10 protein-coding genes, 1 tRNA gene and 3 rRNA genes are annotated in these 15389 nt (G+C 57.4%); all 14 read right to left on the bottom strand.

Going from position 1 to position 15389, the window contains the following annotated elements; genetic code table 11:
* Positions 1-10 precede the first annotated feature (10 nt).
* Complete coding sequence (locus AMS69_RS17170; protein ID WP_053969282.1) at positions 11-430, bottom strand: CopG family ribbon-helix-helix protein; 420 nt, start codon at positions 428-430, stop codon at positions 11-13.
* Between the two features lie 189 nt (positions 431-619).
* A 5S ribosomal RNA gene (gene rrf, locus AMS69_RS17175) occupies positions 620-742 on the bottom strand.
* Positions 743-872: 130 nt separating this feature from the next.
* A 23S ribosomal RNA gene (locus AMS69_RS17180) occupies positions 873-3802 on the bottom strand.
* A 201-nt stretch (positions 3803-4003) separates the two neighbouring features.
* A tRNA-Ala gene (locus AMS69_RS17185) sits at positions 4004-4075 on the bottom strand.
* A 105-nt stretch (positions 4076-4180) separates the two neighbouring features.
* Positions 4181-5652, bottom strand: a 16S ribosomal RNA gene (locus AMS69_RS17190).
* Together the 16S, 23S and 5S rRNA genes with 1 tRNA gene alongside form the textbook arrangement of a ribosomal RNA operon.
* Before the next feature lie 634 nt (positions 5653-6286).
* Complete coding sequence (locus tag AMS69_RS17195) at positions 6287-6583, bottom strand: translation initiation factor eIF-1A (RefSeq protein ID WP_049919665.1); 297 nt, start codon at positions 6581-6583, stop codon at positions 6287-6289.
* Positions 6584-6723: 140 nt separating this feature from the next.
* Complete coding sequence (locus tag AMS69_RS17200) at positions 6724-6960, bottom strand: UPF0058 family protein (protein WP_053969283.1); 237 nt, start codon at positions 6958-6960, stop codon at positions 6724-6726.
* Between the two features lie 518 nt (positions 6961-7478).
* Positions 7479-8228, bottom strand: coding sequence for a DUF7289 family protein (locus AMS69_RS17205; RefSeq protein ID WP_053969284.1), 750 nt, complete (start codon positions 8226-8228; stop codon positions 7479-7481).
* A complete protein-coding gene (locus AMS69_RS17210) occupies positions 8225-8689 on the bottom strand; it encodes a DUF7266 family protein (protein ID WP_053969285.1) in 465 nt (154 codons plus the stop codon). The genes AMS69_RS17205 and AMS69_RS17210 overlap by 4 nt, the downstream gene beginning before the upstream one ends.
* Entirely contained in the window at positions 8686-9576 is an 891-nt protein-coding gene (locus tag AMS69_RS17215) for a hypothetical protein (protein ID WP_053969286.1), read from the bottom strand. Before AMS69_RS17215 ends, AMS69_RS17210 begins: the two co-directional genes overlap by 4 nt.
* The gene (locus AMS69_RS17220; protein ID WP_053969287.1) at positions 9570-10142 is read right to left on the bottom strand and encodes a DUF7288 family protein; all 573 of its coding nucleotides are present in this window, start codon (positions 10140-10142) and stop codon (positions 9570-9572) included. Before AMS69_RS17220 ends, AMS69_RS17215 begins: the two co-directional genes overlap by 7 nt.
* Before the next feature lie 2 nt (positions 10143-10144).
* Entirely contained in the window at positions 10145-10669 is a 525-nt protein-coding gene (locus tag AMS69_RS17225) for a DUF7287 family protein (protein WP_053969288.1), read from the bottom strand.
* 57 nt (positions 10670-10726) lie between these two features.
* Complete coding sequence (locus tag AMS69_RS17230; RefSeq protein WP_053969289.1) at positions 10727-12763, bottom strand: type II secretion system F family protein; 2037 nt, start codon at positions 12761-12763, stop codon at positions 10727-10729.
* Positions 12760-15252 carry a type II/IV secretion system ATPase subunit gene (locus tag AMS69_RS17235; RefSeq protein ID WP_053969290.1) on the bottom strand — a complete coding sequence of 831 codons (2493 nt, stop codon included), beginning with the start codon at positions 15250-15252 and terminating at the stop codon, positions 12760-12762. Before AMS69_RS17235 ends, AMS69_RS17230 begins: the two co-directional genes overlap by 4 nt.
* Positions 15253-15389 lie beyond the last annotated feature (137 nt).

Below are 15389 nucleotides of genomic sequence, written 5' to 3' on the forward strand. Positions count from 1 at the left end.
CGTCGACAATTCACGAGAACATGTTGATATCGTCGACCGGTAGCACCGAGTAATCGACCGATAGCGTGTCCTTCGTGGCCCGAACTTTGCCGACAAACGCGGAAATGTCCTCTAGTTGCCCCTCCAACACGAACAGTTCCATGCAGTACCGGTCGCCGACGTGGCTGTGGAAGTTCGACGCAACGATTGACTCGTGGTCGTGGCGGAGATGCATCATCTTCTCCTCAACCGTGGTCGTCTCGTAATCGAACAACACAGTGACCACCGCCATCAGTTCACGATCCTCCAGTCGCTTGTCCTCGAACTCCCCCATCAGATTCCGGACCGCTTCACGAACTACTTCGCTGCGACCCGTGTACCCATGTTCGTCTGCAAACGTGTCGATTCGCTCCTCCAGTTCGTCCGGCATCGAGATACTTACAACGCCCATGTATTAACTCGGCGCCGTTAGAGTATTAATAGTTCATATCTGTCCGCATAGACTGGAACGACGACGGTTAGCGCTGCTGCTAGCTCGTATCTTGTGACTGTCTGGCGTGTTGTACAGGGCCCGCTGTACAAATACGGAAAGCCCACTCGGGAGAGAAGTCTCTCCTGAGTGGGCTATGAAAGGTATGAATGGTGGCGGCGAACCGCGTTTCCCAGAGGCTCGCGCACTCCAGTACTCCCCGGAACGCTGGTGGGCTTATCTTCCGTGTTCGGGATGGGTACGGGAGGCAACCCCACCGCTATGGCCGCCTAACGTCGAGTCGCGGAATCGAACCGCGAGGGTACCAGTCTCGATTGACTCCACCGTGTGTCCGTGCGATCCAGTTTGCGCCTGGACTCGTTCAGCGACGAGTAAATCGTCGGTGAATGAGTCACAGTGCGTATGAATGATGGCTTTGGTCTGTTAGTGCTCGTGGGCTTAACGTCTCGTTACCTCGACGCGCACACCCCGAGTCTATCGACCGCGTCTTCTACGCGGGACCTCGGCGGTGTCTCTTTTCCAAGTGGGTTTCGAGCTTAGATGCGTTCAGCTCTTACCCCGTGTGGCGTGGCTACCCGGCACGTGCTCTCTCGAACAACCGGTACACCAGTGGCCACCAACCGTAGTTCCTCTCGTACTATACGGTCGTTCTTGTCAGACACCATTACACACCCAGTAGATAGCAGCCGACCTGTCTCACGACGGTCTAAACCCAGCTCACGACCTCCTTTAATAGGCGAACAACCTCACCCTTGCCCGCTTCTGCACGGGCAGGATGGAGGGAACCGACATCGAGGTAGCAAGCCACTCGGTCGATATGTGCTCTTGCGAGTGACGACTCTGTTATCCCTAGGGTAGCTTTTCTGTCATCAATTGCCCGCATCAAGCAGGCTAATTGGTTCGCTAGACCACGCTTTCGCGTCAGCGTTCCTCGTTGGGAAGAACACTGTCAAGCTATCTTTTGCTCTTGCACTCTTCGCCGGGTCTCTGTCCCGGCTGAGATAGCCATAGGGCGCGCTCGATATCTTTTCGAGCGCGTACCGCCCCAGTCAAACTGCCCGGCTATCGGTGTCCTCCTCCCGGAGTGAGAGTCGCAGTCACCGACGGGTAGTATTTCACTGTTGACTCGGTGACCCGCTAGCGCGGGTACCTGTGTAATGTCTCCTACCTATGCTGCACATCGGCGACCACGTCTCAGCGACAGCCTGCAGTAAAGCTCCATAGGGTCTTCGCTTCCCCCTGGGTGTCTCCAGACTCCGCACTGGAATGTACAGTTCACCGGGCCCAACGTTGGGACAGTGAAGCTCTGGTTAATCCATTCATGCAAGCCGCTACTGATGCGGCAAGGTACTACGCTACCTTAAGAGGGTCATAGTTACCCCCGCCGTTGACAGGTCCTTCGTCCTCTTGTACGAGGTGTTCAGATACCTGCACTGGGCAGGATTCAGTGACCGTACGAGTCCTTGCGGATTTGCGGTCACCTATGTTGTTACTAGACAGTCCGAGCTTCCGAGTCACTGCGACCTGCTCCGTTCCGGAGCAGGCATCCCTTCTTCCGAAGGTACGGGACTAACTTGCCGAATTCCCTAACGTTGGTTGCTCCCGACAGGCCTTGGCTTTCGCCGCCATGGACACCTGTGTCGGTTCTCGGTACGGACATCATGCTCGTCTTTTCATGGGCCCCAGGTTGAATCACCTTGCGCTGTGCCGCCGTTCGTCCGCTTCGTGCCATTACGGCTTCCACGGAGTTGGACGGTTCGACCGGGCGAAGGCCCGGCGTGATCGACCCCAGGGCGTCGACTTTCACTGCATAGTGGCACGGGAATATTAACCCGTTTCCCATTTCGTCTCAGTCGAGTTGCGGTGAGACTTAGGACCGGCTAACCCTCAGCTGATCAGCAGTGCTGAGGAACCCTTATCCATTAGGCCGTCGGGGTTCTCACCCGACTATCGCTGCTACTATGGCCAGGATTTTCGTCACGCATCGGTCCACAGGAGCTCTCGCCCCTGCTTCCATCCAATGCGAGCGCCAATCTACTCGATCACCCTGTGACGGGTGCGGACAGGTCTCGGTGGTGGATTTGAGTCCCGATCATTTTGGGCGCCTCAAACCTCGGCCGGTAAGCTGTTACGCTTTTCTTAGAGGGTAGCTGCTTCTAAGCTCACCTCCCGGCTGTCTAGGGCTCGAGACCACCTTCAGAGGATTACACTTAATCCACACTTGGGGACCTTAACCTATCTCTGGGTTGTTCCCCTCCTGGTACACAGGCTTACCCCGCGCACCGGAATCCCCGCGTCGAACGGCGTCTGTAGGTTTGGAGTTTGACAGGTGTGCCGACTCCTCTCGGAGGCGGACACACCAATCGGTCGCTCTACCCCACAGACTACCTCGGCGGAGGTCATGCTTCGACATGTTTCGATTGGAACCAGCTGTTGCCGGACTCGATGGGCCTTTCACCCCTACACATAGATCACGAGAGGGTATTGTAGGACACCAACTCTAACAGACTTCCACGTGCCTTTCGGCACGCTTCATCTTGTCCATGCGTAGATCGTCCGGATTCGGGTCGTGTCCGTGTGGCTCCCCGCGCTTGAACACGGCGGCCCTCGGGCAAAGCCCTGCGGCCATGTCGGTTTCCCTGTGCCTCCCCGGATGCTCCGGTTAGACTTGCCATACAGACACACTCCCTGGCTCGTTTTTCAAAACGTACGACAGAACATCGGCTTCCTGTAAGTCTTACTGGACGCTCGCGCGTCGGTCATTCGTTACAGGACCTTGTATGCCCTGTCGCTCGATCGCCAACTGATTTCATGCTCTATTTCGCCTCCCTTCTGAGGGTACTTTGCAGCGTTCGTTCACACTACTTGTTCACTATCGGTCTCAGGTTGTGTTTAGCCTTCGCAGTCGATGCCTGCGTTATTCGCGAGGGATATCCAACCCCCGCTACTCTGGCACTACCGCACAGCGTACTGGTCTCGAGTACGGGGTTGTCACCCTGTATCACGCTCTGTTCCAAGAGACTTCGTCGAGACGGTCGGCTGATGAGAGGTAGCCCKGACACCACATTGCCCGTGAGGGCTTCGGTTTGGGCTGTATCGCGTTCACTCGCGGTTACTGACGACATCACRTTGCGTTTTCTGTTCCTCCCGATACTGAGATGTTTCAGTTCTCGGGGTTCCTCATTGCGCGAAGCAATTGTTAGAGAGATTCTCATTCGGAAATCTGTGGTTCTTCGCCTCCGTGCGGCTCCCCACAGCTTATCGCAGCTTGGCACGTCCTTCATCAGCGCCTGAGCCGAGCAATCCACCAGCTGGCATAGTAGCCAACGTCGTTGTGACTCGTTCAACTGAACGAGTCCAGTGGACGCCTGGATCGCACGTACACACGGTTTCATACACGCCCCCGAGGTGGAGATGGTGGGCGTGTCGACCCTTCCCAGGCTCGGTTTCACCCGGCCTGGTGCATCTGTCGTCGTACCATATCCCATCGCCGTCCCACACTTAAGGGGCACGGTTCGGGACCGGCACGTCGTATGGACCCACTGGGATTTGAACCCAGGGCCTCCGCCTTGCAAAGGCGGCGCTCTCCCGCTGAGCTATGGGCCCGGCAGATCCGCACGGTTGTTAGCCCTGATAGTTCATAGGTGCCCGGTCGACGGAGTTCTCGAACACCGAAAGGTGGGTTGGGGCAGCGCCCCAATCCCGATCAGTAGGAGGTGATCCAGCCACAGATTCCTCTACGGCTACCTTGTTACGACTTAAGCCCCCTTGCGGAGCCCAGATTCGACCGTCGCATGACGGCCTCATCCGGACCCCACTCGGGTGCTTTGACGGGCGGTGTGTGCAAGGAGCAGGGACGTATTCACCGCGCGCTTCTGACACGCGATTACTACCGAATCCAGCTTCATGCGGGCGGGTTTCAGCCCGCAATCCGAACTACGACTCCGTTTGGAGATTAGCTTCGCCTCTCGGCGTTGCATCCCACTGTCAGAGCCATTGTAGCCCGCGTGTTGCCCGGTCCATTCGGGGCATACTGACCTACCGTTGCCCGTTCCTTCCTCCGCTTTAGCAGCGGCAGTCCTCCTAGTGTACCCAACTACCTCAAGGGTATTGCTGGCAACTAGAAGTGCGGGTCTCGCTCGTTGCCTGACTTAACAGGACGCCTCACGGTACGAGCTGACGGCGGCCATGCACCTCCTCTCAGTAGCGTCGGGTAAAGTCGTCAACCTGACCGTCATTACTACTGTCGGGACCGGTGAGATGTCCGGCGTTGAGTCCAATTAAACCGCAGGCTCCTCCGGTTGTGGTGCTCCCCCGCCAATTCCTTTAAGTTTCATCCTTGCGGACGTACTTCCCAGGCGGCTCGCTTATCGTCTTCACTACGGCACATCACGTGCTCATGGCGCGTGACATACCTAGCGAGCATTGTTTACAGCCAGGACTACCCGGGTATCTAATCCGGTTCGAGACCCTGGCTTTCGTCCCTCACTGTCGGGTCCGGTCTCTCAACGTGGTTTCCCCATTGGTGGTCCGTCCAGGATTACAGGATTTCACTCCTACCCCGGACGTACCCGTTGAGTCTCTCGGCCCCAAGCTGTGTAGTTTCCACCGGACGCCGACCAGTTGAGCTGGTCGATTTCCCAATGGACTTACACAGCAAGCTACGGACGCTTTAGGCCCAATAATATCGGCCATCACTTGGACTGCCGGTATTACCGCGGCGGCTGGCACCGGTCTTGCCCAGTCCTTGTTCCTGTACCACCTTACGGTACAGAAAAGCGAGGGCTATATGCCCTCACACTCGGAGTCCCCCTATCGCACTGTCGTGCAGTGTAAAGGTTTCGCGCCTGCTGCGCCCCGTAGGGCCCGGTATCTTGTCTCAGATACCGTCTCCRGGYTCTTGCTCTCACAACCYGTACCGATTATCGGCATGGTGGGCCGTTACCCCACCATCTACCTAATCGGCCGCAGCCACATCCTACAGCGCCGGAACGTTTCTCACTCTCGGCACTCCAGCGTGAGAGTGATATCCGCTATTGGCCTCAGTTTCCCGAGGTTATCGCGGTCTGCAGGGTAGTTTGGCCACGTGTTACTGAGCTATATGCCACGAATCTAAATTCGTGCGACTAGCATGGCTAAATCGGACTCCGATAGCAATGGCCTCCGGCAGGATCAACCGGAATGTGCTGATATACATCAGCGGCGGAAGTGGTTGCACTCCGTCGGAAGCTAAACTCATCGATTCCTACGTCGATGAGGACTACTGCATGGGTCCGTGGGCTCACATCAGATTCCATCTTGACGGCGGACCGCAGGGGTGGAATCCTCATAGTGTGGATCTCGCCAGCCCCAGAAGGGAAGACGAGTTCCGTTCGTTGCTCGGGCCGACCCAGGTGGCCGACCGAGCATGTCGACCCGGGCTCGCTGCCCGGTGCGACCTTCGCATTAGTTCAGAAGACGGGGGAACATATAAATGAATCGTCTCGGACCCGCCCTGTGCAGCACACACACGACGCATACGTAACGTGATGCCGTGACACGCATAACCGCAGGACAGCGACAGGGTATCTATTATCCAAGGTGTCTTTATGTATAGACTCTGACACAGGGGCCAGCGGCCAAAGGCCGGCAATCCATTATATATCAATTGGGAGGAATACGAACCTGACGGTAGACAGTTGTAGTGTACTAGACGGTGTGACAAAACAATCCTCAGGACACCGGGGAAGCTAGCGGTCAGAACAGGGGTCAGCGCGGATCACGACAGAGAAATATCTCACCGTCATCGTGAATCAGGACGCGGGTACAGTGGTAAAATCAGGCGGTCAGCGAGTCAATGTGGCCTTCCGAACGGAGCTGGTCAGCGTCTTGCCCCTTGTAGCGCCATTCAATGTTGGCCTTCTCGTCTTGCCAGTCCCACGGTTCAGCGAGGACGATGTCGTCCTCGTTAATCCAAGTACGGAACTTCATTCGGCCCGGAATTCGACCGAGTCGAGTTTCGCCGTCCTCGCAGCGAATACGGACGTGATTCCCGCCAAGGTGCTCTGTTACCACTGCAAACATCTCGTCACTTGTAGGCATGCGGAGATTCCGCCGCCCTGAATCGTCGCTCACAGTACAGATACGGCCGCCGCCCGTATAAGTCGTTTGAGAGGTGAGATAGCGTGTCCCATGCGCCATGCAACAGCAGTAACTGACCAGTGGCTATCGAAAACAGTGAAACGAGAAAAACGGACTGACGACAGGACGGCGATTCAGTCGGCAGTCAGCGCCTGCGGTTCGTCGGCTTCCTCGGACATCGCATCCGTCAGTCCGGAAGCGAGCGCAAACACCGCTTCCTTATGATCTGTCTTGGATTTGTGGATCGATGTCGGTTTCACGCCAAGGTCAGCGTACAGGTCGTGCTGGACGTTCGTGTCCGCCTCGTGCTCGTAGTGGTGTTGTACCTGCGCGAGAAGGCTGTGAAGGTGAATGAGCTCTTGCTTCTTCATTAGTGTCCAGTTTTATGATGTGGAGGGTAATAGTAGTACCCTGCCAATGACCCACATGTGGAGACCATTCGGATACAATCATCATCAGTCTCAGAGACAAATAGGGGGTCAAATACCAGCGCAATAGCTCCGACAGCCAAGCATTTCGGCTTTGGTTGGTAATATTCATATATTTGTTGCTGATAATAAATGAAACGGCCCAAGCCCAATATGACAGATTTTCGTCGCTTCTGTTCAAAGAGATTAACCGACTACTGACCTGCGAAGCGCTCTCAATCATGAAAGACCGCGAAATATATTAGATGTCGAACACTTAATACCCTCTGAGCACGTACCCACGGCCGTGATGAACTGGAAACACCCACGAGACAAGACTGCGGCTATGGCGAAGCAAGAAGAAACAGACAGCGGGACAGAGTGGTCATTCATTGCAGCGCTGATGGCTGCTGCATAGCGGCTTTTCCCTGTTCAGGGTCGATTTCTGTAGCGGCAGGTGTATGCACCGCAGACAGAGATCATCAGGTGATAGTCCGGACATCGACCGACGTATTGTGGACAACAGCGCGGCTGATGCCAGTACACTGGTACGTATGCGGTTCCGAGTGGGCCGACCAGTGCGATAGTTCCTCCTCGAACAGCCGGTGCCACGCATCCGGATACGCAGTCCTCGAGACGTTGACTGAGACGGTTGTTGCGGAAGGCGACTTGCCAGCCCGTGGCGAAACAAGTGTTTTGTTCTGGATAGTGGTCTCGATCGTGACGCGGCTCGACGACGAGAAATCCGTCTGTCCGTCAAGCGAAAGGACAGAAAGGTAGACACTGCCACTATCGGGAGTACACCGAAAGCTAGGTTTCCGTGAGACAACTAGGCCCTCCTCCTGAACCCGGTACACAGCACCGCTGGTGTAGACAATATCAGTTCCCGAATCGGTTTCCCGGATGAACGCTCCGGTGGAAATGTTCGTTGACTGCCCGTCAACAGTTACGTTCAGGGTTGACGGCCGGATGGAGAGTCCATGGCCCTGTAGTTTCATACTCGTGGTTCGTCGTGGAGCGCCGCTCTGGATATGGTCGTCCGTCGTCTCCGCGAACCCAATCATCGACGTTTCGGCGACATCAGTCGTCGCTCCCTGTTGAATGGCGTCGAAGGCACCGAGCCCACCGAGCGTCACCAGCGCGATCCCGGTGATGATGATACTGAACGTGAGCGTAAACGCGAGCAGGTCGGACACACCGCGGTCATGACCGCTTGACGGTAGCGGGATCATCCACGCGTCACCTCCATACAGTCGGCTGTCGCATTATACGAGACCGCCAGCGGGCCGCTGGAGACGACAGACGGGCAGACGTTAGTTTCATTCTCGAACCGGACGACAGCGTACCGATTCAACCCTGATGCGTTCACGTACACGCGCGTGCGTGATGCATCTCCAGTGACCTCGACATTGTACGACTGATCGGCGATCCGTTCCGGGTATGTCGCACGAAACGACACTGTCGAATTGAGGGTCTCAGTATCGAACGCATCCAGACGAATCAGGTCGCGCGCGATACCATCACCGACGTTCTCCAGAGCTTCCTCCGTCACGCGCTCACGCTGTGAGTCGACCATCTGGCTCCCACCGATAAGGAGGCCAGTCACCAGGAGGGACGTGATGCCGATAGTGAGCGCCTGCGTGACCGCGGGCGAGACGCCGCGGCTGTCAGACAGCAGTCGGTCAAGGCTCATCCGTCGTCCACCTCCACCAGAACTGTTCGGTTGTAGCTCGCAGACGGTGTGTCGTAGGTCACGTCTATAGCAGGGACAACGGGATAGTTGACACGAGCAACTGGAGAGGCATAGTTCGAGGACGGGAACGTCCCAACCGCCGCAAACCGGTATCGCCCTTCAGCTTTATTTCCGTTCTTTATTTCCACTGAGTACGGCGGATCAAGGCTGTGGTAGCTATCGAAGGAGCTGCTGTTACTTCCCACAGTACATGACCCGGCAACCAGGTCGACGTTGACATCACCGCTACCATGACAGTACGTCTTTCCGTCGACTGTGACGTTGTTCCCACTACCAACTGTACTCGGCTCAATTGAGAGTGGTAGATCCGTAGAGCCGTTTCGAATGATGAGAGTGAAAGTATTCATCGAGCCACCAACGACATCGGCAGTAAGGTTGAACACCGCAATACGAGAGACGTCATGGGCGACCACCCAGTCGTTTTGCGGACCACCCGATGGGTCTGGTCGCTGGAACTTGGAGGATGTGCCCGTTTGGTTTACTTCAGTGCCGAGCGACGCGGACTCGTTCAGCGTCGCATTGAAATAGACCCCGTCGCGTGTCCCAACAACACGGTTGTGCGTCCGCGTATAGTTCTCCAGCGCGTATTCGTATCGCCCCTCGAATCCGTCGAGATCGTCACCGCGTGCCTCGGTTGCAAGCACGCCGAGGTCCCGCTCCACGGAGGCTTCGCGGTCAGCCGACCGCTCAATAGTATCTGCACCCCCGGTGGTCGTGATACCGTCAGTGACAGCGAGGCTGTGGGCAAACAGTATCGTACTGAACACGACGATAGCGATGGCGACGCCACCGATCAACAGCAGTTGTCCGCGTTCATTGGCTACCATACGACCAGACGCACCTCCACGACATTGTAGACGAGAGAGTCGGGCTCCGCGTCGGGAGCGAAATACCCGTCGACGGCCGAGAGGGACGGGCCGGTGCCGCTGCAGTCGCCGATCCGGGCGGGCATATTGTCGGTCAGTGTCACTGTTTCGGTTGCGACGGCTGCATCAGCCGGCCTCTCAACGACGTTCTCGCCTGATTCCTGCGAGACGAGCGCGGTCTGTCGTGCACTCGAATCCGAGTCCCAGTAACTGAAGTAGAGGTTGTATTGTTCTCCCTGCCGGTCAAAGGTCCGATTCAACATCAGCTCAAACGCTGTGGAGCTACCCGTCTGGTTGCCGTTGAGTGTCGGTGTGCCGACGCTGTAACACGCCGTCGCGTTGTGCAGCGCTCCAGTTTCTGCCGCCAGTGACAGCGTGTCGCTCGCGCGCGTTTCCAGTGCCGCCGTCCGCTGCTGAGTGCCGGTCTGGAACGGGCCGGTGTCGACTGCCGACAGGCCGTAGACGGTCGCCGTCACAACGACGATAGCCGCGAGAACCCCTTCCAGCGTGTAGGCTTGACCACGCATCGTTACCACACCCTCACGACGAGCCAGCAGACCGGATCACACTGGCCGGTTGCGTTGGTCAGTTTCACCACGCGAGAGGTCGTCGCAATGTTCGTCCGACCGTCAGCCGACGGTCCCCAGGCGAGCCGCTGGCCGTGGCTATCGACTGCCGGGTTCCGTGTCCCTGCTTCGAGTGATGATGCGTTGACAATCGTTACGTTCACGCGCGGGTTCACGCGGCGCTCCGTGGCGACGATGAGGCCGGCTTTCTCCTTGAGTCCCCGGAGGTCGTCTGCGTCCGCGTTGAGAGATGTATTGATTCCGCCGCTCGTATTATAGCGGATGTGATTCCGCGTCCCGTTGACGGAATAGTTCTCGACGAGATGCGTCGCCGCCCTGTCTGCAATTGGTTGGTTACGCTGTACGTCTGGGGATTCGTACACGCCGACCGCACTGCCCTGTACGAATGCCAATACCCCGATGATCGTCACGAGCAGGACACTCACCCCGATGGCGAAGTCCTGCGGTGTTTGTGCTCTTGTATCCATATCCCACACACCCTATTTTCCGTTTGATACGAACGCCGCCGAACCGCGGGGAGGCTGTTATCCCACGGCGATCCACACCACCAGTGCAATCGTCGACAAGACGACCGCGAATTTGACGCCTGCGACAAGCTTCACTTCCCGAATGTAGCCGGCGATAAACGACGACAGCAACGCCTGCAGCGTCACTGCGTGGAAGAACAGCATCGACAGCAGTTCCGTGTCGACGCTCCCACCGAAGCCGCCACCGGGCGCACTTGAACTGCTCGCTCCGGACGCTTGCGTCGCCAGCCCTGACATCACGTCAAGGAACTGCGTCTTCAGCAACGCCATCACGCCGAGCAGCGTCAGGTACGTCATCAGAATGATGACCGTCTGCATCCGCGTCCGGGATTTGCGCTCCCGTTCGATGTCGTCCTGATTCTCCGAGGCCTGTGCGGCCGTCGAAAGCACGTCCTGAATCTGGCTGGAGGCTTCCTGTGCCTCAGCGATGAGTTTGACCGTCCGCGCCAGTCGCGGGACGTTGTACTTGTTGTTGAATTCCCGGAGCGCATCTTTCAGGCTCGTGCCGTAGTTGACCTTCGCGTGGATGGTCTCAAACTCCTCGGAGAGTTTTCCCGAAGAGGTTTCGGAGACCACTTTGACCGACTCCAAAAGCGTCATTCCAGTGTCGTTGGCCGACGCCAGCTTCCGGAGGTTCTCCGAGAGCTTTCCGATGATCGCCTTCCGCGAGCGCTGGTTCCATTCGTAGAATATCATCAGCGGGACGAAATTGATGTACAGCGGGACATACACCCAGAAGAACGTCGAACGAACTGGGACAGCGATCATCCCATCCAGCGATAGCGGGGCCCAGCCGATGACGATAGCCGCGACGACAGCGAGAATTGACAGCGGTACCGTCAGCCACAGCACCAACAGCGGATGGTCACGGAAGAACAGATCAGGCCGTGTGAGTATAGCGAGGAGTTCGTGGGTTCCCTCCCGGCTCTTGATCCGGTCGAAGACGCTGTAGGTCCCTGTGTAGCTCTCGATAAGCCCGAGGTTGAACACGCCGACGCCCTCGTCGACGACGAGTTCCTTCTCGCCGGGACTGGAGCGCAGGTAGCCGTCCCCGATGGAGTCCTGCGTGACCGTCGAGACGAGGACCAGAAAGCCAAGCCCTGTCAGAGGAATGAGCCCGTATACGGTCCCGTAAATAAGCGACTGCTGTGCGTTACCCATCATCGACATGATGACCAGAATGATGATGAGAAGCAGCGGGAACAGCGAGAGCGTCATGTACATCTCGCCGAACAGCTCCAGCGTCTCGAGCATCTTCTCCTGTTCCTGCCGGGCGGTTCGCATGTGCTTTTCCTTCTGATCTTCGAGGAAGGAGGTCATGTCTCCGCCAGAGTTGATAATGGAGAGCATGTCCGTCAGGAACTGCGACAGTTCGTCCGAGGGGGTCTGGAGCGCTTGGTTCCGAACGGCAGTCCGGTAGTCGGTATCAAAATATTCCGTCTCCAGCACGATAGACTGGAACTCTTTTGCGACCTCGCCGTACGTGTCTTCGGCCTTCCCCATCGACTGCAGAATTTCGAGTTGGTTGAGCCCGCCCACGGACAGCGCGTACATAAACGATATCGAGTCGGACAACAGGACATTGATTTCGCGCTCGCGCGCGCTCGCACGGAAGTACGGTATCGAGACCAGCGACCCGAACCCGATGCCGAACCCGATGGCACCGAAGACGAACCCGGTCACGATGACGAGGAAGGGGAGTTTCAGCATGTCGAGGATCGCTGAGACGCTCTCAGACACCGGAATCCCGATGAGTGTCGGCGCTTCCCCACCGGTAAACAGCAACTGGACGAGCAGGTAGCCGAGGAACGTGCCGACGAGCCACAGCGCCAAGCCGGCGATGACACCGACCGCGAGCGCGCGTGCGAGGAACATCTCAACGTTGTCGGCCATCCGGGCCTCTGCGAGTTTGTTCTCGACGCTGTTGACGAAGTCGCCCTCGTCGTCAAACACCATCTGGTACGCCGGGTAGAACGTGTCACCGAGCGCACCGCCGCTGCCGACCTGTTGTTGACCCGGTGTGTCGAGGCTCATTCGCTATCTGCCTCCGCTCCGGCCTTCGGAACGAACTGGCCGAAGTCGATGCTGTCTTCGTCATCGCTCTCCTCGGAATCGTCCATTAGCGCCGAGACGATATCCGGCGTTTCGCGGCTCTTATAGGTGTTAAACAGCGGTTGGGCGTTGTCAAGCACCTGCTTGGTCTCTTCGACCATCTCCGGTGGCGCGTCCGGCCGGGGTACCATCTCCTCTTTCTCCGGGTCGATATCGATCTTGACGGATTCCATCTCTCGGAGGTCTTCGAGCGACAGTTCGAGCTGGTCGTTGGCGATGAGCGTGAGGATGGTGTCGGGGTCGTTGATGAACGCCTGGATTGTCGCCGCGACCTGCGTGTAGGTGTTTAGCCCCTTCTCGATGAGGTACGCGAGGACGACCTTGCGCTTGAACAGTTCCTCGTCGAGTTTGTCCTGCGTCCACCCGCGGTCGAACTTGATCTCTTCGAGGGTGTTGGAGTTCCCCATCTGGATGTACTCGTCCGTCTCGGCGCGCCACTCGTAGACGTCCCGGACGTTGATTTCGTCGTTCTCGGCGGAGTACTCGTTGATTTCGGTCAGGGACTTGTTCCGGCGGACCTTGTTCCCGTCGACCCGCGTCTGGGTCTGAATCGACACCAGATCGAGCGCCGTAAATAGCGTCTTCGAGACGTTGATCGGCTCGGTCGTGAACCGCTTGATGACCTCTCCGACGGAGTCGGCGTGGAACGTCGTGTACGTGGTGTGGCCGGTCGACATGACCTGGAACAGCGTCCGGCCTTCCTCGCCACGGATCTCCCCCATGACGATGTAGTCGGGTCGTTGGCGGAGCGCGGCCTCCAGCAGGTCGAACTCGTCGACATCACCCTTGTCGTCCTCACCGAAAGAGGGGCGCGTGACGCTGGCCACCCAGTTACGCTGTGGGAGTTCGACCTCACGCGTGTCCTCGATGGAGACGATCTTGGAGTTCGACGGGATGAACAGTGAGACGGCGTTCAGGCTTGTCGTCTTCCCCGAAGCAGTACCGCCGGCGAAGATGAGGCTCTTGTTGTTCTCGATACAGAGCCAGAGGAACGCCATCTCGTCCAGAGAGAAGGTGTTCCAGTTGATGAGGTCAACTGGGGTAAACGGGACGTCCTTGAACTGCCGGATGGTGTAGTTGGTCCCGTGGTCGGACACCTCACGGCCGAGCGTCAACTGCGCACGCGACCCGTCCGGGAGCGTCGCGTCGACCTGTGGCTGGCGCTTCGAGATGCCCTTCCCGGAACGCTGTGCGAGCTTGACGACGAAGTCGTCGAGTTCGCCCTTGCCGTGTTCGACGTTCGAGATGATCTGCTCGTAGTCGGTGTGATAGACGAACACACGGGAGTTGTACCCGTCACAGGAGATGTCCTCCACGTTGATGTCGTGTTTGACGCCGTCAATGCGGGCGTAGCCGACGAAGTCCCGCTTGAGCATGTACAGCAGCTTCTCGACCTGATACTCGTTTAGTTTCGGTTCGTCGTCTTCGAGGATAGCCGGTTCCGGACGTGTCGAGATGCCGGAGAGTTGCCCCGTGGTTTCACTTTGTGTCTCCTCGTCTAGCCCGAACAGCTCCTTGACCTGGCCGAGAACGCTCTCTTCGCCGCTACCGGAGACGGAGCCGTCGTAGAGGTCGTATCGCGAAAGGAGCTGTTCGGCCTCCCGCTGGATGACCTGTGCCCGGTCGGCGTCGGTCCCCTGGACGATCACGTCATCCTCAGAATACTTGATCGCGGTTTTGAGTTTGCCCGACAGGAACTCCCGAAGGTCGATCTCGATGTCGGTGAGATACGGCTCGATGACGTAGTACTTCTTCTCGTTTTCTTTCCGAGAGTGGAAGATGACGACGCAAGCGTAGGGCTTGTTCACCCAGTAGCGTTCCAGTTCCCTGAAGTGGGATTTCTTCGACTGGGGAACGGCTTTTTCGAGGTCGTAGCGGTTAACGACAGTCGTGTGGCCATCCCGTGTCGAAAAGAACTCGTCTTCATCCAGTTCCGGATTCACGTCGACGGTGTTTTCGTCGACGTACTCGTGCAGTTCACTGGCGATGTCTTCGGCGGCGGAGAGCTTGTTTTCCGTGTGTTCAGGGTCGAAGTTCAGATACTCACTTGCATCAAACGGAATGACTTCGCCGTCACTGTCACGGGGGAGACTGCCGTCCTCGTAATAGTACTCCTGTTTGAAGTGCTCCCACGTGTAGATATCTTTCGCGACTGGCGTCGTTGTTGGATCAAGATACTCTTCGAATGGCGCCTGAAGTGTTTTTCCGGCACTCGCCGCGTTTTCGAGTCGCTGACTGAGTTCTCTCGGCTCGAAGCCGAGATACGCGCTCCGATCAAACCGGCCGCCGTCGTGAACCTCCCGTCGGAGATCATCCCACGTGTATTCGCCGACCCGTACAGGCTTGTCAGTCAGGGTCCCCCCACTGTTGACCTGCTCTGACTCACCTCCCCCAGTATCATCGATAGCCATTGTTATTCATCTCCCGTTAGGCAGGAAAAAACTTTACCCCCACCAAATGTAGCTGAAAAAGAATTTCCGGTCGTTTGTATCACGGTCTCCTCACGGTAGTAAGTGGACCATACTGAATGTTTCGCCGTTCCTAACTG

This window comes from Haloarcula rubripromontorii, from assembly GCF_001280425.1.
Classification (GTDB): domain Archaea; phylum Halobacteriota; class Halobacteria; order Halobacteriales; family Haloarculaceae; genus Haloarcula; species Haloarcula rubripromontorii.